This is a genomic window from Streptomyces sp. CWNU-52B (assembly GCF_047444975.1).
GTDB lineage: Bacteria > Actinomycetota > Actinomycetes > Streptomycetales > Streptomycetaceae > Streptomyces.
The window spans coordinates 299093-315934 of the sequence record NZ_JBLFJV010000006.1 but is presented as its reverse complement, the minus strand read 5'-3'; the positions used below and the strand labels follow the sequence as shown (position 1 = coordinate 315934).

Annotated in this window: 14 protein-coding genes; 6 read left to right on the top strand and 8 right to left on the bottom strand. The window is 71.8% G+C overall.

What is annotated here, in order from left to right; all coding sequences use genetic code 11:
• Positions 1 to 46: 46 nt before the first annotated feature.
• Entirely contained in the window at positions 47 to 1192 is a 1146-nt protein-coding gene (locus ACLVWQ_RS08800) for a ferritin-like domain-containing protein (protein WP_414107663.1), read from the bottom strand.
• A 157-nt stretch (positions 1193 to 1349) separates the two neighbouring features.
• Between ACLVWQ_RS08800 and ACLVWQ_RS08795 the strand changes: the two genes are divergently transcribed.
• The 4 genes from ACLVWQ_RS08795 (at position 1350) to ACLVWQ_RS08780 (ending at position 4768) form a co-directional block, all read left to right on the top strand.
• Complete coding sequence (locus tag ACLVWQ_RS08795) at positions 1350 to 2279, top strand: AurF N-oxygenase family protein (protein ID WP_414107662.1); 930 nt, start codon at positions 1350 to 1352, stop codon at positions 2277 to 2279.
• Positions 2280 to 2432: 153 nt separating this feature from the next.
• Positions 2433 to 3158 carry a TetR/AcrR family transcriptional regulator gene (locus tag ACLVWQ_RS08790; protein WP_414107661.1) on the top strand — a complete coding sequence of 242 codons (726 nt, stop codon included), beginning with the start codon at positions 2433 to 2435 and terminating at the stop codon, positions 3156 to 3158.
• Positions 3159 to 3168: 10 nt separating this feature from the next.
• On the top strand, positions 3169 to 3504 hold the full coding sequence (locus ACLVWQ_RS08785) for a hypothetical protein (protein WP_414107660.1): 336 nt from the start codon (positions 3169 to 3171) through the stop codon (positions 3502 to 3504).
• A 106-nt stretch (positions 3505 to 3610) separates the two neighbouring features.
• Complete coding sequence (locus ACLVWQ_RS08780) at positions 3611 to 4768, top strand: NlpC/P60 family protein (RefSeq protein ID WP_414107659.1); 1158 nt, start codon at positions 3611 to 3613, stop codon at positions 4766 to 4768.
• Between the two features lie 69 nt (positions 4769 to 4837).
• On the opposite strand, the gene ACLVWQ_RS08775 is transcribed toward ACLVWQ_RS08780, so the two are convergent.
• From ACLVWQ_RS08775 to ACLVWQ_RS08755, 5 genes are all read right to left on the bottom strand, one after another.
• On the bottom strand, positions 4838 to 6091 hold the full coding sequence (locus ACLVWQ_RS08775; protein WP_414107658.1) for a styrene monooxygenase/indole monooxygenase family protein: 1254 nt from the start codon (positions 6089 to 6091) through the stop codon (positions 4838 to 4840).
• Positions 6092 to 6163: 72 nt separating this feature from the next.
• Positions 6164 to 6826, bottom strand: a complete 663-nt coding sequence (locus ACLVWQ_RS08770) for a GTP-binding protein (protein WP_414107657.1) — start codon at positions 6824 to 6826, stop codon at positions 6164 to 6166.
• Positions 6807 to 7259, bottom strand: a complete 453-nt coding sequence (locus tag ACLVWQ_RS08765) for a DUF742 domain-containing protein (protein ID WP_414107832.1) — start codon at positions 7257 to 7259, stop codon at positions 6807 to 6809. The genes ACLVWQ_RS08770 and ACLVWQ_RS08765 overlap by 20 nt, the downstream gene beginning before the upstream one ends.
• A 32-nt stretch (positions 7260 to 7291) precedes the next feature.
• Positions 7292 to 7786, bottom strand: coding sequence for a roadblock/LC7 domain-containing protein (locus tag ACLVWQ_RS08760; protein WP_414107656.1), 495 nt, complete (start codon positions 7784 to 7786; stop codon positions 7292 to 7294).
• Positions 7783 to 11301: a nitrate- and nitrite sensing domain-containing protein gene (locus ACLVWQ_RS08755; protein WP_414107831.1), complete on the bottom strand. Its 3519-nt coding sequence runs from the start codon at positions 11299 to 11301 to the stop codon at positions 7783 to 7785. The genes ACLVWQ_RS08760 and ACLVWQ_RS08755 overlap by 4 nt, the downstream gene beginning before the upstream one ends.
• A gap of 368 nt (positions 11302 to 11669) precedes the next feature.
• Here ACLVWQ_RS08755 and ACLVWQ_RS08750 point away from each other — a divergent pair, with 368 nt between their 5' ends.
• Positions 11670 to 12455 carry a protein phosphatase 2C domain-containing protein gene (locus ACLVWQ_RS08750; protein ID WP_414107655.1) on the top strand — a complete coding sequence of 262 codons (786 nt, stop codon included), beginning with the start codon at positions 11670 to 11672 and terminating at the stop codon, positions 12453 to 12455.
• Positions 12456 to 12694: 239 nt separating this feature from the next.
• On the opposite strand, the gene ACLVWQ_RS08745 is transcribed toward ACLVWQ_RS08750, so the two are convergent.
• The gene (locus ACLVWQ_RS08745) at positions 12695 to 13249 is read right to left on the bottom strand and encodes a MarR family winged helix-turn-helix transcriptional regulator (protein ID WP_414107829.1); all 555 of its coding nucleotides are present in this window, start codon (positions 13247 to 13249) and stop codon (positions 12695 to 12697) included.
• A 205-nt stretch (positions 13250 to 13454) separates the two neighbouring features.
• Between ACLVWQ_RS08745 and ACLVWQ_RS08740 the strand changes: the two genes are divergently transcribed.
• Complete coding sequence (locus ACLVWQ_RS08740; protein WP_414107654.1) at positions 13455 to 14297, top strand: lysozyme; 843 nt, start codon at positions 13455 to 13457, stop codon at positions 14295 to 14297.
• Positions 14298 to 14401: 104 nt separating this feature from the next.
• Here ACLVWQ_RS08740 and lon read toward each other — a convergent pair whose 3' ends face one another.
• Positions 14402 to 16819 carry an endopeptidase La gene (gene lon, locus ACLVWQ_RS08735; RefSeq protein WP_414107653.1) on the bottom strand — a complete coding sequence of 806 codons (2418 nt, stop codon included), beginning with the start codon at positions 16817 to 16819 and terminating at the stop codon, positions 14402 to 14404.
• Between the last annotated feature and the right edge of the window lie 23 nt (positions 16820 to 16842).

Sequence of the window (16842 nt, the reverse complement as noted above, 5' to 3'; positions counted from 1 at the left end):
CTGACGCTGCCCCTGGCCCTGTCCCTGGCCTTGATCCGGCCTGTGTCTACGGCTGCGTCTCCCCCTCCTCCGCCCCCGCGCCCGCGCCCGTGCCCGCCCCCGCCCGGATCGCCTCCTCCACCTCGGCGACACGCGCCTGTTCCTCCCCCGCGAAGCGTTCCGCGTCGAGCTTCTCGGCGAGTTCCTCGTCCTGGGACATGAGGAGGTCGAGGTTGGAGTCGCCCATGCCGAAGACGCCCATGTCGACGTAGGCCTGCTGGAGGCGTTTGCCCCACAGGCCGATGTCCTTGACGCACGGCACGATGCGGGAGAACAGCAGCTGCCGGAAGAGGGCGAGGTACTCCGACCGCTCGGTGCACTCCGCGGCTTCCGCCCGGGGAACGCCGAAGTTCTCCAGGACCTCCAGCCCGCGCAGGCGGTCCCGCATCAGGTAGCAGCCCTCGATGACGAACTCCTCGCGTTCGCGCAGTTCGGCGTCGGACAGCTGCTTGTAGTAGTCGCGCAGCGCCATGCGTCCGAAGGCCACGTGCCGCGCCTCGTCCTGCATGACGTAGGCAAGGATCTGCTTCGGCAGTGGCTTGTCCGTGGTGTCCCTGATCATGCCGAACGCGGCGAGGGCCAGCCCCTCGATGAGCACCTGCATGCCCAGGTAGGGCATGTCCCAGCGTGAGTCGCGCAGGGTGTCGTCGAGCAGCGACCGGAGGTTGTCGTCGACCGGGTAGAGCATGCCTATCTTCTCGTGCAGGAAGCGGCCGTAGATCTCCGCGTGCCGCGCCTCGTCCATCGTCTGGGTCGCCGAGTAGAGCTTGGCGTCCAGGTCGGGCACTGACTCCACGATGCGGGCCGCGCAGACCATGGCGCCCTGCTCACCGTGGAGGAACTGGCTGAACTGCCACGAGGCGATGTGCTTGCGGAGTTCGCCCTTGTCGCGGTCGTTCATTCTCGCCCAGTGCGGGGTGCCGTGGATCGCGATCGCCTCGTCGGGGGTGCCGAGCGGGTCGCACGGGTCCACCTCCAGGTCCCACTCGATCCTCTTCTGCCCGTCCCACTGCTTGTCCTTGCCCTTCTGGTAGAGGGCCAGCAGACGGTCGCGCCCTTCGTCGTACTCCCAGCTGAACCGTGCCGCGCCGGTCGCGGGCACCTGCCAGAGGGGAGCTCCGGGGTCCGTGGCGTACAGGTCGTAGGTCGGCATGTCTCGCAGGCTCACACGGGGTGGACGAGCGGTCAACAAGTTGCGCATGAGGGATTGACGAGCTTGCTGACAAGCAGTCTCATAAGACGTGACCGGCGGTAACCCTGATCACTTTCGTACACCGAGGTACGACGAGTACGACGAGGTGGGCACAGCGATGACAACCGTGACGGAGGCCGAGGCCCTGCGTGACGCACTCGGCCTGCTGAAGGACCGGGAGCAGGTGGCCGAGCGGCTGCTCGCCGCCTCGGCGAAGCGCTCCTTCGACCCGGACAAGGAACTGGACTGGGACGCGCCCTTCGAGGAGGGCAAGTGGTTCTGGCCGCCGGAGCTGGTGTCGCTCTACGACACCCCGCTGTGGAAGCGGATGAGCGAGGAGCAGCGGATCCTGCTCTCGGCGCACGAGGCCGCGGCGCTGGCCTCGCTGGGGATCTGGTTCGAGCTGATCCTCATGCAGCTGCTGGTGCGGCACATCTACGACAAGGCGGCGACGAGCGCGCACGTGCGCTACGCGCTGACCGAGATCGAGGACGAGTGCCGGCACTCGAAGATGTTCGCGCGGCTGATCAGCAGGGGCGGCACACCGCACTACCCGGTGAGCCGGGCGCACCAGAACCTGGGCCGCCTCTTCAAGACGATCTCCACGACCCCCGGTTCGTTCACGGCCACGCTGCTGGGCGAGGAGGTGCTCGACTGGATGCAGCGGCTGACGTTCCCGGACGAGCGGGTCCAGCCCCTCGTCCGGGGAGTGACGCGGATCCACGTGGCGGAGGAGGCACGGCACGTCCGGTACGCGCGTGAGGAGCTCCGCCGCCAGATGCAGACCGCGCCGCGCTGGTCGAAGGAGTTCACCCGGATCACCTCCGGCGAGTTCGCGCGCGTCTTCTCGGTCGCCTTCATCAACCCCGAGGTCTACACGAACATCGGCCTGGACAAACGCGAGGCCCTGGCCCAGGTGAAGGCAAGCGCCCACCGCAGGGAGATCATGCAGACGGGCTCGAAGCGCCTCACGGACTTCCTGGACGACATAGGAGTCCTCCGCGGCACAGGCCGCCGCCTGTGGAAATCATCGGGCCTCCTGGCCTGAGAGGCAGGGGCGCGCAGCCCCGTCTTTCAGGGGTGCGGGGAACTGCGCGCCCAGCCCCACCGGCCCCGCGCCCTCTCCCCCCTCCCGACCCCCAAACCCCCAGCAAACTCCCACCTCACCCCACACCCCCCGGGACGGACTACCCTTCGAGACATGACCTCGGAGGCCCCCACCCGCGCATACCGACGCCTCAGCGTCGAGGAACGACGCAGTCAACTCCTCGACGCCGCGCTGTCGCTGTTCGCGGTGCGGGCACCGGAAGACGTCTCCCTGGACGACGTGGCGGAGGCAGCCGGCGTCTCACGCCCCCTGGTGTACCGCTACTTCCCCGGCGGCAAGCAGCAGTTGTACGAGGCGGCCCTGCGCTCGGCCGCGGAAGAGCTGGAGCACTGCTTCGCGGAACCGCCGGACGGCCCCCTCACCCGGCGGCTCTCCAACGCCCTGGACCGCTACCTCGCCTTCGTGGACCAGCACGACGCGGGGTTCAGCGCCCTCCTCCAGGGCGGCAGCGTGGTCGAGACGTCGAGGACCACGGCCATAGTGGACGGCGTACGACGGGCGGCCGCCGAGCACATCATGAGCCATCTGGACGTCGAGGAACCGGCCCCCCGGCTGCGGATGACCGTCCGGATGTGGATCACGGCGGTCGAGGCCGCCTCGTTGATCTGGCTGGACGAGGAGAAGGAACCCCCGCTGGACGAGCTGCGCGACTGGCTCGTGGAGCAGTTCGTGGCGTGCCTGGTGGCGACCGCCGCCCGCGACGCCCAGGCGGAGGCCGCCGTGCGGGCCGCGCTGGCGCTGGAGCCGAAGGACGGGCCGATGGGCTCGCTGGCCCGCCGCGTCCTGCCCGTGGTGAGCGACGCGGCGCACCTGCTGTGACACTGGCCCGGTGAAGAGCGAAGAGACCCCCTTCGAGGGCGGCCCCCTGGACGGCCGGGTGCTGCCGATCCTGCTCGGCCCGACCGGCCATCCCCCGAAGACGTACCGCGTCCCCGTGCCGGACGGCGCGGGCGGCCCGCCCACGGTCCTCGTCTACCGCCGCGTGCAGGCGGGCGCGAGCAGGAGGCTCGGCCTGCACCAGGGCTGGAAGTACGAGTACGACCCCACCGGCAGGATCGACAAGCTCAAGTGGCCGTGGTCCAAACCGGAGACCGAACCGGTCGCCGGGCCGGACCGCAGGCCGGACGCCACGCCGGACGGCAAGCCGGAGGACACCCACGAGTGACGTCGTTGGGCCGGACCGCCCACGCTCGGCGCGCGCGGCCGGCGCGGGCGTCTGATGCTCACGGTGCGGAGGAGCGGAGGTACCGCCCCGCACCGGAGGTGATGACGTGTCAGGAAGGCTTCTGCGACTGGTCTGTACGGCGGCGATCGCGGCCGGCGCCACCCTCGCACCCGCCCCGTCGGCAGCCGCGGCCGTCCCCGCGCCCACGCCCACGCCGACGCCCACGGCGACCACCGCTCCGGGCGAGCGTTCCGTGGCCGAGCTGCTGACGGACCTTCAGCGGCTGTACCGGGAGGCCGAGAAGGCCACCGAGACGTACAACGCGACCGAGGAGCGGCTGAAACGGCAGCGGACCGAGGTCACCAGGCTCAACGGCCGGCTCGCGGCGGCCCGCAGCACGCTCCGGGACAGCCGCGGCGCCGCCGGCCGGCTCGCCCGGCAGCAGTACCAGGGCACCAGCGAGATCTCCTCGTACGTACGGCTGCTGCTCGCCCGTGATCCGCAGCACGCGCTGGACCAGGGCCATGTGATCGGGCAGGTCTCGAAGGAGCGGGCCGGCACGGTGCGGCGCCTGGCGGGCAGCGAGCAGCGGACGGACGACCTGGCACGCCGGGCCCGCACCGCCCTGGACGGCAGGCTCACCCTCGCCGAGCGGCAGCGCAAGGACCGCGACCTCGTACGCGAGCGGCTCAAGGACGTCGAGGAGCTGCTCGCCTCACTGACCGCGGAGCAGCTCTCCCGGGTGGCCGAGCTGGAGAGGTCCGGGGTGGCGAAGGCGCAGGACGAACTGGTGGCGTCGGGCGCGCTCAGCAGCACGCGACGCCCCTCCGCGGCGGGCGGCGAGGCACTGCGTTACGCCGTCGGGCAGATCGGCAAGCCGTACGAGTGGGGCGCCGAGGGCCCGGACACGTACGACTGCTCGGGGCTCACGTCGCGGGCCTGGGGCAGCGCCGGCCGCCCGATCCCCCGTACCAGCCAGGAGCAGTGGGCCCGGCTCCCCCGGATCGACCTGGGCGAGCTGCGCCCCGGGGACCTGGTGATCTACTTCCCCGAGGCCACCCATGTGGCGATGTACCTGGGCGACGGCATGGTGGTCCAGGCCCCGAGGCCGGGCACGAGGATCAAGGTCTCCCCGGTCGCGGCCAACCCGGTCCTCGGCGCGGTACGCCCCGACCCGTCCGCCGAGCCCCTGAGCCGGTACACGCCCCCGCGGCTCCCCGAGGCCGCGACGGACGGCTCGGACGAGGGCTACGACACCCCGTAGGAGCACCCAGATCCCAGCCCGCCCGCTCGCCTCCCTCGGCCCCCACGGCGCCGCAGGGGCGAGGAGTCTTCAGCGTCCGGTCACGGAGGTCAGGTACGCCGCCGTCTTCTCGGGCTCGTAGAAGAAGTTCTCGAAGTCCGCCGGGTCGTTGAAGCCGTTCGCGACGCGTTCGGCGACCGGCGGGTGCTCCACCGCCGCGCCGAGCAGGTCCAGGACGTGCTCGGGCGGCTCGCCGAGCATCGTGTTCGTCCACTTCGTGACGTGCCGGGCGGTGTCCCAGTAGCGCTCGAAGGTGTTCCGCATCCACGTCTCGTCGAACTCCCGCTCCCCGTGGGCGAGTATCGAGTCGAGGTAGGAAGCCGCGCATTTCGAGGCCGAGTTGGAGCCCTGTCCGGTGGTCGGGTCGTTCGCCACGACCACGTCGGCCACGCCGAGGACCAGGCCGCCGCCGGGCAGCCGGCCGACCGGGTCGCGCACGACGGGCGTGTACCGGCCGGCCAACGTGCCGCCGGCGTCGGTGAGTTCGACGTTCGTGGCCCTGGCGTACTCCCACGGCACGAACCGCTCCATGAGCCCCAGGGTCAGGGAGAGGTGTTCGGCCGGGTCCTTCACACCCCGGAAGACGTCCAGCGGGCCGCCGACCAGGCCCTCCAGGAAGAGGATGTCCGCCCGCCCCGAGGTGGTGAACGTGGGCATGACGAAGAGTTCACCGACGCCCGGCACGAGGTTGCAGCGGACCGCGTCGAACCCCGGGTGCTCGGGGCGCGGGCCGACCCCGTGGACGTACGCGACGGCCAGGGCGCGCTGCGGCTCCGTGAACACGGAGCGAGAGGCGTCGCGGTCGAACATCGACACCAGTTCGCCCTTGCCCGCCGAGACGAGGACCAGGTCGTACGTACGGGCGAAGTAGTCGAGGTCGGAGACCGCGGCGCCGTGGATGACGAGCTGGCCGCCCCGCTGCGCGAACGTCTCCATCCAGCCGGCCATCTTCACGCGCTGGTCCACCGACTGCGCGTACCCGTCGAGCCTGCCCACCCAGTCGATGGCGCGCTGCGAGGGGCCCGGGTCGAAGGAGCCGGGGACGGCGACCGAGAGGCCGAGTGCCTCGATCCTCGGGGCCTGGGACTCCCAGAAGTTCAGCTGGAGATCGCGCTCGTGCTGCAGTCCCGTGTGGAACATGCACTGGGTGGACATCACGCGGCCGGTACGGATCTCGTCCGCCGTCCGGTTGGACATCAGGGTGACCTCGTACCCGTTCGACTGGAGTCCGAGGGCGAGCTGGAGTCCGGACTGGCCGGCTCCGACGACGAGTATCTTCCGCATACGGGTCCTCACTCTGCCTATGTCTTGTGCGGGGCCGGCGCCGTCCGCTCCGCGCTCCGGGCCGGCGTCGCGCTATGCGGGGCTGACGTCGAGCGCGTGCGCCACCAGCGCCAGCAGCGTCTCGATGACCGAGAACCTATGGCGCGCGTCCATGATCATGACAGGTACATGCGGCGGGATCGTGAGGGCCTCCCGGACATCGCCCGGCTCGAACCGCTCGCTGCCGTCGAAGTGGTTGACGGCGACGACGTACGGCAGAGCGCAGCTCTCGAAGTAGTCGAGCGCCGGGAAGCAGTCCTTCAGACGCCGGGTGTCGGCGAGGACCACGGCGCCTATCGCACCGCGCACCAGGTCGTCCCACATGAACCAGAACCGCCGCTGTCCCGGCGTGCCGAACATGTACAGCACCAGGTCGTCGTCGAGCGTGATGCGGCCGAAGTCCATGGCCACCGTGGTGGTGAGCTTCTCCGGGGTCGACGTGAGGTCGTCGGTGTCCTCGCTCGCCCGCGTCATCAACGCCTCCGTCTGGAGGGGCGTGATCTCGGAGACGGCGGTGACCAGGGTGGTCTTGCCCACTCCGAAACCGCCCGCCACCACGATCTTGGTGGCGATCGGCGCGCGCGTGCGGTCCTGCTGCCAGGCCCTCAACTCCTCGTCGGGCTCCATGACTTCGGGGAAGCCGGACGACCGGGAGCCGCCCTGGACGCGGGAGACGTCAGAGACGACGGAGTCCACTCAGCACCCTTTCCAGCAGAGCACGGTCCGGCTGTCCCGGGCCGTGGCCTGTTCCGTACACACGGATCTTTCCCTGGTCCGCCAGGTCGCTGAGGAGCACCCGGGCCACGCCGAGCGGCATCTTCAGGAGGGCCGCGACCTCGGCCACCGTGCGCATCCGGCGGCAGAGTTCGACGATGGCCGCCATCTCCGGCATCACCCGGGCGGAGAGTGGGCCTCCCCCGGAGCCGAGCGCCTGGGGGGTGCTCCCGTCGAGTTCCCGACGCTCTTCGGGCGCCTCCAGGGCGGCCACGAACGTCTCGACCAGCAGCACGTGTCCGAAGCGCGTACGGCCGCCGGTGAGCGAGTAGGGGCGCACCCGGGCCGGCACAGAGGTCGCCCCGCGCGAGCGGGACCGGGCGGGGCGGGGACGCGCGGCGCCGCGGACCGGCAGTTCGGTCGTGCCGGTCGTGCCGCTCGCGTCGCTCACTTCGCGCTCTCCGTCGTCGTGGTCTCGAGCGACTGGCGCAGCTCACTGCGGACTTCGGGGGTCAGGGCGTGTCCCGCACGGCCCACGAAGAGCGCCATGTGGTACGCGACGACGCTCATGTCGCAGTCGGGGGCGCCGTGCACACCGAGCAGCGAGCCGTCGCTGATCGACATGACGAAGAGGCCGCCCTCCTCCATCGCGACCATCGTCTGCTTGACCGCGCCGCCGTCGATGAGCCGGGCGGCGCCGATGGCGAGGCTGCCGATACCGGAGACGATGGCCGCCAGGTCCGCCGCGGAGCCCCGGGGGCTCGTGGGTCTCCGCTCGTTCTGGCGCGCCTGCGCGTTTCTCCCGGGGTCGGAGGAGAGCAGCAGCAGACCGTCGGAGGAGACCACCGCGACCGACAGGATGCCCGGGACCTCCTCGACCAGGTTCGTCAGCAGCCAGTGGAGATTACGGGCCTCACGGCTCAGTCCGAAGGTCGCGGTCAACTGCTCTCCTCCTCGACGGTGTCCCCCTTGGTCTCTACGGCATGTGCGGCGGTCGTCTGCAGCTCCGACGTCTGTTCGGCCGCGTTCCCGGCGTCCGGACTCGCGGCGTTCTCGGTGATCTCCGCCTCGACGTCACGGCGGCCCTCGCTGGCTCCCCGGTGGAACCCGCCGAGGCGGTGGCGCAGCGCCTCGGCGTCGACGGCCGCCTTGTGCGGCCCTTCGGCCGGCGCGGGGTCGGAGATCCTCGGGGTCCGCTTGGGCAGCCCCTTCTCGGTGACCCGCTCGGCCGGTCCCTGGGACCCCCGCACGGCGTCCGGGACGCGCTCGTGGGCGTCCGGGCCGATGGCGTACGGGTCGGTGGCGCCGGGGCGGGCGGGGTGGTCCGTGGTGGCCTGAGCGGGAAGCCGGACCGCCGGGGTGTCCTCCGGACCGTCCGCGGGGAGGTCCGCCGGGGGCACCGGCGCCATGAGCACCATGGTCGTCTCGGGCCCGGCGTGCTCGTCCGGGTCACCGGATCCGACCGGCTCGGGGGCGTGGGCGTGCTGCACGGGCTCGGGCAGCTCCACGGCCTCCGCCGGTCCCATGAGCCCGGACGCGTCCACGGGCGCCACCGCAACCGCGGGCTCGGGATGCTCCGCTGATGCGGGCAGTTCCACGGCCTCCACCGGCTCAGCCGACTCCGCGGGTGCGACCGCGGCCTCGGCCGCAGGCTCGGGCTGTTGCGCAGGGGTGGGCAGTTCCGCGGCATCCGCCGGTTCCGCGGGTACGGAGGCGTCCGCAGGCGCGTGCTCGGACGCAGCCGCGGACTCGGGCTGCTGCGCGGCTCCGGGCAGTTCTGCGGCATCCGCCGGTTCCGCCGGCTGCACAGCCTCCGTCGGTTCCGCGGGTACGGACGGTTCCGCAAGTTCGACCGCAGCCGCGGACTCGGGCTGCTGCACGGCCCCCGGCAGTCCCACGGCATCCGCCGGCTCCACGGCTTCCGTCGGGTCCGCGGGTGCGGCCGCAGCCGCAGCCGCGGGCTCGGACTGCTCTGCGGACCCGGGGAGTTCCACGGTCTCTGCCGGCTCCGCCGATTCCGCGGGCCCGGAGGCGTCCGTCGGGCCGGTCGCGGACGTGGGGGCGGCGGCGAGAGCGGGGGCGGCGGTGGGCTCGGCCGTGGTCGCGCCGTCCGTCGGTGGCGCGGGCGCCTCCTCGGCGCCCGAGTCGGCTGCGGCGCCGGTCGCGCCGGTGTCGGCGGACTCCCGCAGGCTGTCCTCCGCCGCTGTGATCAGTGGGTCCCGGCCGGGGCGGGTGTACAGGACATTGGAGTTGACCTCGGCGTCCGCGCCCGGGAGGGACAGCGCGGCCGCGCCCGAGGGGGTGCGGGCGGTGGCCACCTGGGGGACGGCCACGCCGGGCCCGGCGGCGAGCAGCGCCTTGGGCAGGACCACGACGGCCGTGATGCCGCCCTGCTTCTGCTCGCGCAACTGCACCCGTACGCCCCGCCGGTGGGCGAGCCGCGCCACCACGTACAGGCCGAGCCCGAGCCCCTCGCCGCTCTCCTCGTCGTACGCGTCCTGCGGGTCGAAGGCGGTGAGGCGGGTGTTGAGCCGCTCCAGCCGCTCGCTCGTCATGCCGATGCCCTCGTCCTGGACCGAGAGCATGACTTCGCCGCTCTCCAGGAGCCAGCCGGAGACCTCCACGGGGACGTCGGGCGGCGAGAAGGAGGAGGCGTTCTCCAGGAGCTCGGCCACCAGGTGACTGACGTCGTCCGCCGCGAACCCGGCGAGATGCGCGTGCGGCGGCAGCGCCGAGATGCGGACCCGCTCGTACCGTTCGACCTCGCTGACGGCCGCCCGGACGACGTCGACCAGCGGGACGGGACCGGGGTGCTGGTGGCCGTTGTCCGCGCCCGCGAGGATCAGCAGGTTCTCGCTGTGGCGGCGCATCACGGTGGCGAAGTGGTCAAGCTTGAAGAGCGTGGCGAGCCGGTCGGGGTCCTGCTCGCGCTCTTCGAGGCCCTCGATGACTCCGAGCTGCCGCTCGACCAGGCTCAGGGTGCGCAGGGCCAGGCTGACGAACGTGCCGTGGATGCTCTGTCTGACCTGCTCCAGGTGAGCGGCGGCCTCGGTGAGTTCCGTACGGAACGTGTCGCGCTCGTCGGCCATCTTCTGGCGCTGGCCGATGAGGTGCTTGCGGTCGCCCTCCAGCGTGGCCAGCCGCTCCTGGAGCCCGAGGGCGTGCGTGTGGAGCGTGTTGACGGAGCGCACCACCTGCGCGAACTCGTCGTTGCGGCCGGTGAACTTGACCGGTTCGCCGGTGCCGGGCTCGGCCGCGAGGCGTGCCGTGCCGCGGCGCAGGACGGACAGCGGGCGGGTGAGCGAACGGGCCATGCCCGTGGAGACGCCGACGGCGAGCAGCATCAGCGCGCCGAGGACCGCGACGCGGATCTCCAGCGCGGTGACGTCGTCGTCGCGCAGCTGCGCGAGGTCCTTGACGCGCCGGGTGTTGAGGGACGCCTCGACACCGCGCATCAGCTCGACACGGGCGGAGAGCGCCGCGTCCAGCTTCTTGGTGCTGGTGGCCAGTTCGGCGTCGGAGAGCGTGGGCTGGTCGGCCAGGTCCGCGAGGTACTTCTCGGCCGCCGTGACGTCCGGCCCGTTGACCGTGGATTCGTACGAGGCACGGTCCGCCGCGGGTGCCGCGCCGCCGAAGTCGGCCAGGGCCGCCCGTTCACGGACGTATCCCTGCTGGGCCGCGGCCGTGAGCGCGTCGCGCTGCTTGGTCTCGGCGGCCGACGACGTGGGGGTCGTGACGGGCAGGCCCGTGATCGGGTCGGTGGTGGTCCGGGGGGTGGTGGGCACGTTCAGCGCGGCGAGGAGCAGACCGCGGGTCGAGGCAGCCTGCTGGACGGCGGTGTCGAGGTCGGCGAGGGCGTGCGCGCCGGAGCCCGCGCGGGGCGGGAGCTTCTCCGCCAGGTCCTCGGCGAGGGCGTGGAGTTCGGTGAGGGCGGCCGAGTACGCCTGGTGCGCTTCGAGAGCGCTGCCCTCTCCGGTGAGCGCCGCCCGGCGGACGACGGCGATCGCGTCGAGCGCCTTGAGGAACGACGCGGGGGCGTCCGTCTCGACGGCGTCGACACGCAACTCGTCGACCTGGCGGTCCACCCGGGCGCTGCGGCGCTCGGAGGGTGCCTCGCCCTTGGGCCGGCCGGCCGCGAGGTAGGAGGTCACCTCGTCGCGCTCGTCGGCCAGCGAATGGGCGAGGGCCAGCGTGTCCTGGGTGCGCTCGGCGAGCGTCACCAGGTTCTGGGAGTCGTTCAGCTGTCCGGAGGCGGCGATCACCGACGGAGCGCCCGCTCCGGCGATCGCGGCGGCCACCACGGCGACGGCGACGATCAGCCGGCTGCGTACGTGAGCGGGCCGGCCTCGTCCCGAGGGCTCCGGAGTGTCCTGCGGTGCCGGTGAGTTCGGTGTGAGCCCGGAGGCTTCACCCGAGGCCGACTGACCGTCTTTGCGCCGAGGCCGCTTTTTCTGCACCGGTGCTCGCATTCTTGACTCGTGTCCCCATGGGCCCGGGTGACTGACCGTCAGCTCGCGTGTCGTCCCGGTACGGCTCCCGACCCTCCCAGTGCCACTGGGCAGGGGTCGCGCATCGCCTGACCCGCCACACGAAGGAGTGAACCTCGCCGGGGAGCGGACCGGCAAGTTCCCCCGGCGCGTGCGACACCCCTGCGTGGCGGGTCGGTTGGACGTCCACGGCGACCGGTGGCAGGATGCGCCGCCACGCTTCGCCCACGGCGCCGTATCCGCCCTGAAACAGGCGCCTGACCTGCTCGTCCAGGTCGATCGACCGACCGTGACCGACCCCTGACGAAGCGTGTGACGGGCTCGTGCAGACTGGCCGGATGCGCTCGGAACTGATCTCGGTGCCCGGTGACCCCGCCCGCCCCGACGAGGACTACGTATCGGTCGGGCTTCCGGCCTCAGGACAAGGCGGTTCGATCGTCGTCCTGGACGGCGTGACGCCTCCCGCGACGGATGACGGCTGTCTGCATTCCGTCCCCTGGTTCGTCGCGCGGCTCGGTGGCGCGTTGAGCGAACTGTCCGTTTCACGGCGGGATCTGACGCTCACTGAGGTCCTGGGGCACGCCATCGCGCGTACCGCCGACGCACATCGGACAACCTGTGACCTTTCTCACCCGCGTACCCCGCAGGCGACGGTGGTACTCACCCGCTGGTCAGCGGATTTCGTCGAGTACCTGGTCCTCTCCGACTCGGCGCTCCTCGTCGAGTCCACCGCCGGCACGGTCACCGCCGTCCTCGACGACCGCCTCTCCCATGTCCCGCGCGCCACTCTGACCTCGCACGCGGCGACGGACGCGACCCTGCGCAACAAGGAGGGCGGCTTCTTCACGGCCGCGGCGGACCCCTCGGTCGCGGCCCGCGCCGTCACGGGCGCCTTCCCGCGCTCCGAGGTCCGCGCCGTGGCGGCCCTCACCGACGGCGCGACCCGCTGGGTGGAGAAGTTCCACGAGGGCGACTGGACGGACCTGTTCACCCTGATCCGCAAGGAGGGCGCCCGGTCCCTGATCGACCGGGTCCGCACCCTGGAACGCGCGGACACATCCCGCACAGCCCTGGGCCAAGCCAAAACCCACGACGACGCAACCCTGGCCTACACAGAACTGTGACCCCCACCCCCCCAGGGGCGCGAGGAACGGCGCACCAAGCCCCCACCGACCCACACCCGACAAACGACCGCGAGCCCCCTCCCCTCAGGGGCGCGAGGAACGGCGCGCCGAGCCACAGACAACCCGCACCTGACACACCACACAACCCCCCACCCCCTCAGGGGCGCGGGGAACTGCGCACCAAGCGACAGACAACCCGCACCCGACAAACAACCGCGAGCCCCCACCCCCGCTCCCAATCAGCCGCGCTCAACCCCACGATTCAGCTGATGCAGCAACCGAGCCAGCTCAGCCACCTCCCGCCGCTCCCAGCTGGCAAGCTCCCGCACATACCGGGCCCGCCGAGCATCCCGGACCCGACGGAACCGCTCCCGCCCCACCTCCGTGAGATGGACGAGCCAGGCCCGCCCGTCCGCAGGATCGGGCTCGCGGGCGACGAGCCCGAGTTCTTCGAGCGCCCGCAACTGCCGCGACATCGTGGCCTTGCCGACACCGATGTACGCGGCCAGCTCGGTCGCCCGCTGCCGGCCGCGTTCCTCCAGGCGCACGAGCAGCCCGTACGCGGAGGACTCCAGGTCGGGATGGACCTCACGGACCATCTCGCCGGAGGACGCCCGCGCCCGCCGCAACAGAACGGTCAGCTCACGCTCCAGAGCGAGGAACTCCTGGTCCACGGAGCGCGGATCCACCGAGCCCGGATCCACCGAGCGGGGATCCACGGCCCCCGGATCCCCATCACTCCCCGTGGCGCCGGCCCCCACCCCGTGCCCCTCGCCGTTTCCGCCCTCGTGCACGTCAGCACCCATGACCCGGTTTTCCCGATCCTGAAAGTTTCCGCCAAAGACAACCGTTGCCGCAGCTGAGCCAGTATTTCGCAGGAATAGACCAACGGCAGCCTCCGGACCCCCTTCCCCGCCGGCCGTCCCCGTACGTAGCGTCTTCACCGGACCCCACATGGCATGCCCACGCCACACTTGCCAAGCCTTCGGAGGCACGCACATGTACGTGCACAGATCCGGAACGGCCCACCCCCCACACGCACTCGACCGTCTCAGGACCCGCCTGAGCGCGGTGGGCATCCTGCTCGCCGCCTTCTCCCTGCTCCTCACCCACCCCGTCCGGGCGGCCGACGTCCCCGCCCGCGGCTCCGCCCACCTGGGCATCGGCGTCCTCGCGCACGACGGCCAGGACGGCCTGCCCACCCCCGGCGACGCCACGCAGACCGAGGGCGTGGACGTCAGCAGCCACCAGGGCGACGTCGCCTGGTCGACCCTGTGGAGCAGCGGGGTGAGATGGGCCTACGTGAAGGCCACCGAGGGGACGTACTACACGAACCCCTACTTCACCCAGCAGTACAACGGCTCGTACAACGTCGGCATGATCCGGGGCGCGTACCACTTCGCGACCCCCGACACGACGGGCGGCGCCACCCAGGCCAACTACTTCGTGGACCACGGCGGCGGCTGGTCGCGGGACGGCAGGACGCTGCCGGGCGCCCTCGACATCGAGTGGAACCCCTACGGGGCGGCCTGCTACGGCAAGACGCAGAGCGCGATGGTCACCTGGATCCGTGACTTCCTGAACCAGTACAAGGCCCGCACCGGCCGCGACGCCGTCATCTACTCGGCCACCAGTTGGTGGACCGAGTGCACCGGGAACTACTCCGGCTTCGCCTCCGCCAACCCGCTCTGGATCGCCCGCTACGCCTCGACGGTGGGCACGCTGCCGGCGGGCTGGAGCTTCTACACGATGTGGCAGTACACGTCGTCCGGCCCGACGGTGGGCGACCACGACAAGTTCAACGGCGCCCTGGACCGGGTGGTGGCACTGGCCAACGGCTGACCGTCCGTCCACACAGGTGCGCATACATGCGCATACATACGCATGCAGAAGGCCCGGCCCCCTCGCGAAGAGGGACCCGGGCCTTCCTCGACCGGTGGCGTCCGTCACGCCGCCACCGGAACCTCCGTCGCCGCGCCGTTGGTCGCCGGTGCCAGCGCCAGTTCCAGGACCTGGCGGACGTCCGTCACCGCGTGGACGTCGAGCTTCTCCAGGACCTCGGCCGGGACGTCGTCCAGGTCGGGCTCGTTGCGCTTCGGGATCACGACCGTCGTGACCCCGGCCCGGTGCGCGGCGAGCAGCTTCTGCTTCACGCCGCCGATCGGGAGCACCCGGCCGGTGAGCGAGACCTCGCCCGTCATGGCCACGTCCGTACGGACCAGGCGGCCCGACAGGAGCGAGGCGAGCGCCGTCGTCATCGTGACACCGGCGCTCGGGCCGTCCTTCGGCACCGCGCCCGCCGGGAAGTGGATGTGCACGCCCCGGTCCTTCAGGTCGGCGACCGGCAGTTCCAGCTCGGCGCCGTGGGAGCGCAGGAAGGAGAGAGCGATCTGCGCCGACTCCTTCATCACGTCGCCCAGCTGGCCGGTGAGCGTCAGCCCCGCCGCGCCCGTCTCCGGGTCGGCCAGCGACGCCTCGACGAAGAGGACGTCACCGCCCGCGCCGGTGACCGCGAGGCCGGTCGCCACCCCGGGCACCGCCGTGCGGCGCTCGGCCGGGTCCTGGGCCGACTCGGGCACGTGGTGCGGCCGGCCGATCAGGGCGCGCAGATCGTCCGCGCCGACCGTGAACGGCAGCTCCCGCTCGCCGAGTTCGTGCTGTGCGGCGATCTTGCGGAGCAGCCGTGCGACGGCCCGCTCCAGGTTCCGTACGCCCGCCTCGCGGGTGTACTCGCCGGCCAGCCCGCGCAGCGCGCTCTCCTCCAGGGTGACCTCGTCCTTCTCCAGACCGGCCCGCTCCAGCTGGCGCGGGAGCAGGTGGTCCCGGGCGATGACGACCTTCTCGTCCTCGGTGTACCCGTCGAGCCGCACCAGCTCCATGCGGTCCAGGAGCGCCTCCGGGATGGCCTCGAGGACGTTGGCCGTGGCCAGGAACACCACGTCGCTCAGGTCGAGCTCGACCTCCAGGTAGTGGTCCCGGAAGGTGTGGTTCTGGGCCGGGTCGAGGACTTCGAGGAGGGCCGCCGCCGGGTCGCCCCGGAAGTCGGAGCCCACCTTGTCGATCTCGTCGAGGAGGATCACCGGGTTCATGGACCCGGCCTCCTTGATGGCGCGCACGACCCGGCCGGGCAGCGCGCCGACGTACGTACGCCGGTGGCCGCGGATCTCCGCCTCGTCCCGTACGCCGCCGAGGGCGACCCGGACGAACTTGCGGCCCATCGCGTGGGCGACGGACTCGCCGAGCGAGGTCTTGCCGACGCCGGGCGGCCCGACGAGCGCGAGCACGGCGCCACCACGACGCCCGCCCACGACACCCAGCCCCCGGTCGTTGCGCCGCTTGCGGACCGCCAGGTACTCGGTGATGCGCTCCTTCACGTCGTCCAGGCCGGCGTGCTCGGCGTCCAGGATCGCCTTGGCGCCCTGGATGTCGTACTCGTCCTCGGTGCGGTCGTTCCACGGGAGTTCGAGCACGGTGTCGAGCCAGGTCCGGATCCAGGAGCCCTCGGGCGACTGGTCGCTGGAGCGCTCCAGCTTCTCGACCTCCTTGAGCGCGGCCTCACGGACCTTCTCGGGGAGGTCGGCGGACTCGACGCGCACCCGGTAGTCGTCGGACTCCTCGCCCTCCGCCTCGCCGTTCAGCTCGCGCAGCTCCTTGCGCACGGCCTCCAGCTGCCGCCGCAGCAGGAACTCACGCTGCTGCTTGTCCACACCTTCCTGTACGTCCTTGGCGATGGACTCGGCGACGTCCTGCTCGGCGAGGTGCTCGCGCAGGTGCTCGGTGGCGAGCTTCAGCCGGGCCACCGGGTCGGCGGTCTCCAGGAGCTCGACCTTCTGGGCGGTCGTCAGGAACGGCGAGTAGCCGGAGTTGTCGGCGAGGGTGGCCACGTCGTCGATCTGCTGGACGCGGTCCACGACCTGCCAGGCGGCGCGCTTCTTCAGCCAGCTGGTGGCCAGCGCCTTGTACTCCTTGACCAGCTCGGTCACGGAGCCGGGCAGCGGGTCCGGGACGGTCTCCTCGACCTGGACACCCTCCACCCACAGCGCCGCGCCGGGACCGGTCGTACCGGCGCCGACCCGCACCCTGTCGCGGCCGCGGATCAGGGCGCCGGGGTCGCCGTCGGCGAGGCGTCCCACCTGCTCGACCGTGCCGAGCACCCCCGTGTTCGCGTACGTGCCGTCGATCCGCGGAACAAGCAGCACCCGTGGCTTGCTGTCCCCACTGGAGCGCGCGGCGGCCTGTGCGGCCTCCACCGCGGCGCGTACGTCGGCGTCGCTGAGGTCCAGAGGCACCACCATGCCGGGCAGCACGACCTCGTCGTCGAGCGGCAGCACGGGCAGAGTGAGCGGTTCGGACGTCAAAGTCATGATCTCCCCTTCGGCATTCAAGT

Bases quoted from the DNA above. Each gene is read 5' to 3' on its own strand.
- ACLVWQ_RS08800 (WP_414107663.1), bottom strand. From the start codon at position 1,192: ATGCCGACCTACGACCTGTACGCCACGGACCCCGGAGCTCCCCTCTGG.
- lon (WP_414107653.1), bottom strand. From the start codon at position 16,819: ATGACTTTGACGTCCGAACCGCTCACTCTGCCCGTGCTGCCGCTCGAC.
- ACLVWQ_RS08795 (WP_414107662.1), top strand. From the start codon at position 1,350: ATGACAACCGTGACGGAGGCCGAGGCCCTGCGTGACGCACTCGGCCTG.
- ACLVWQ_RS08775 (WP_414107658.1), bottom strand. From the start codon at position 6,091: ATGCGGAAGATACTCGTCGTCGGAGCCGGCCAGTCCGGACTCCAGCTC.
- ACLVWQ_RS08740 (WP_414107654.1), top strand. From the start codon at position 13,455: ATGTACGTGCACAGATCCGGAACGGCCCACCCCCCACACGCACTCGAC.
- ACLVWQ_RS08750 (WP_414107655.1), top strand. From the start codon at position 11,670: ATGCGCTCGGAACTGATCTCGGTGCCCGGTGACCCCGCCCGCCCCGAC.
- ACLVWQ_RS08790 (WP_414107661.1), top strand. From the start codon at position 2,433: ATGACCTCGGAGGCCCCCACCCGCGCATACCGACGCCTCAGCGTCGAG.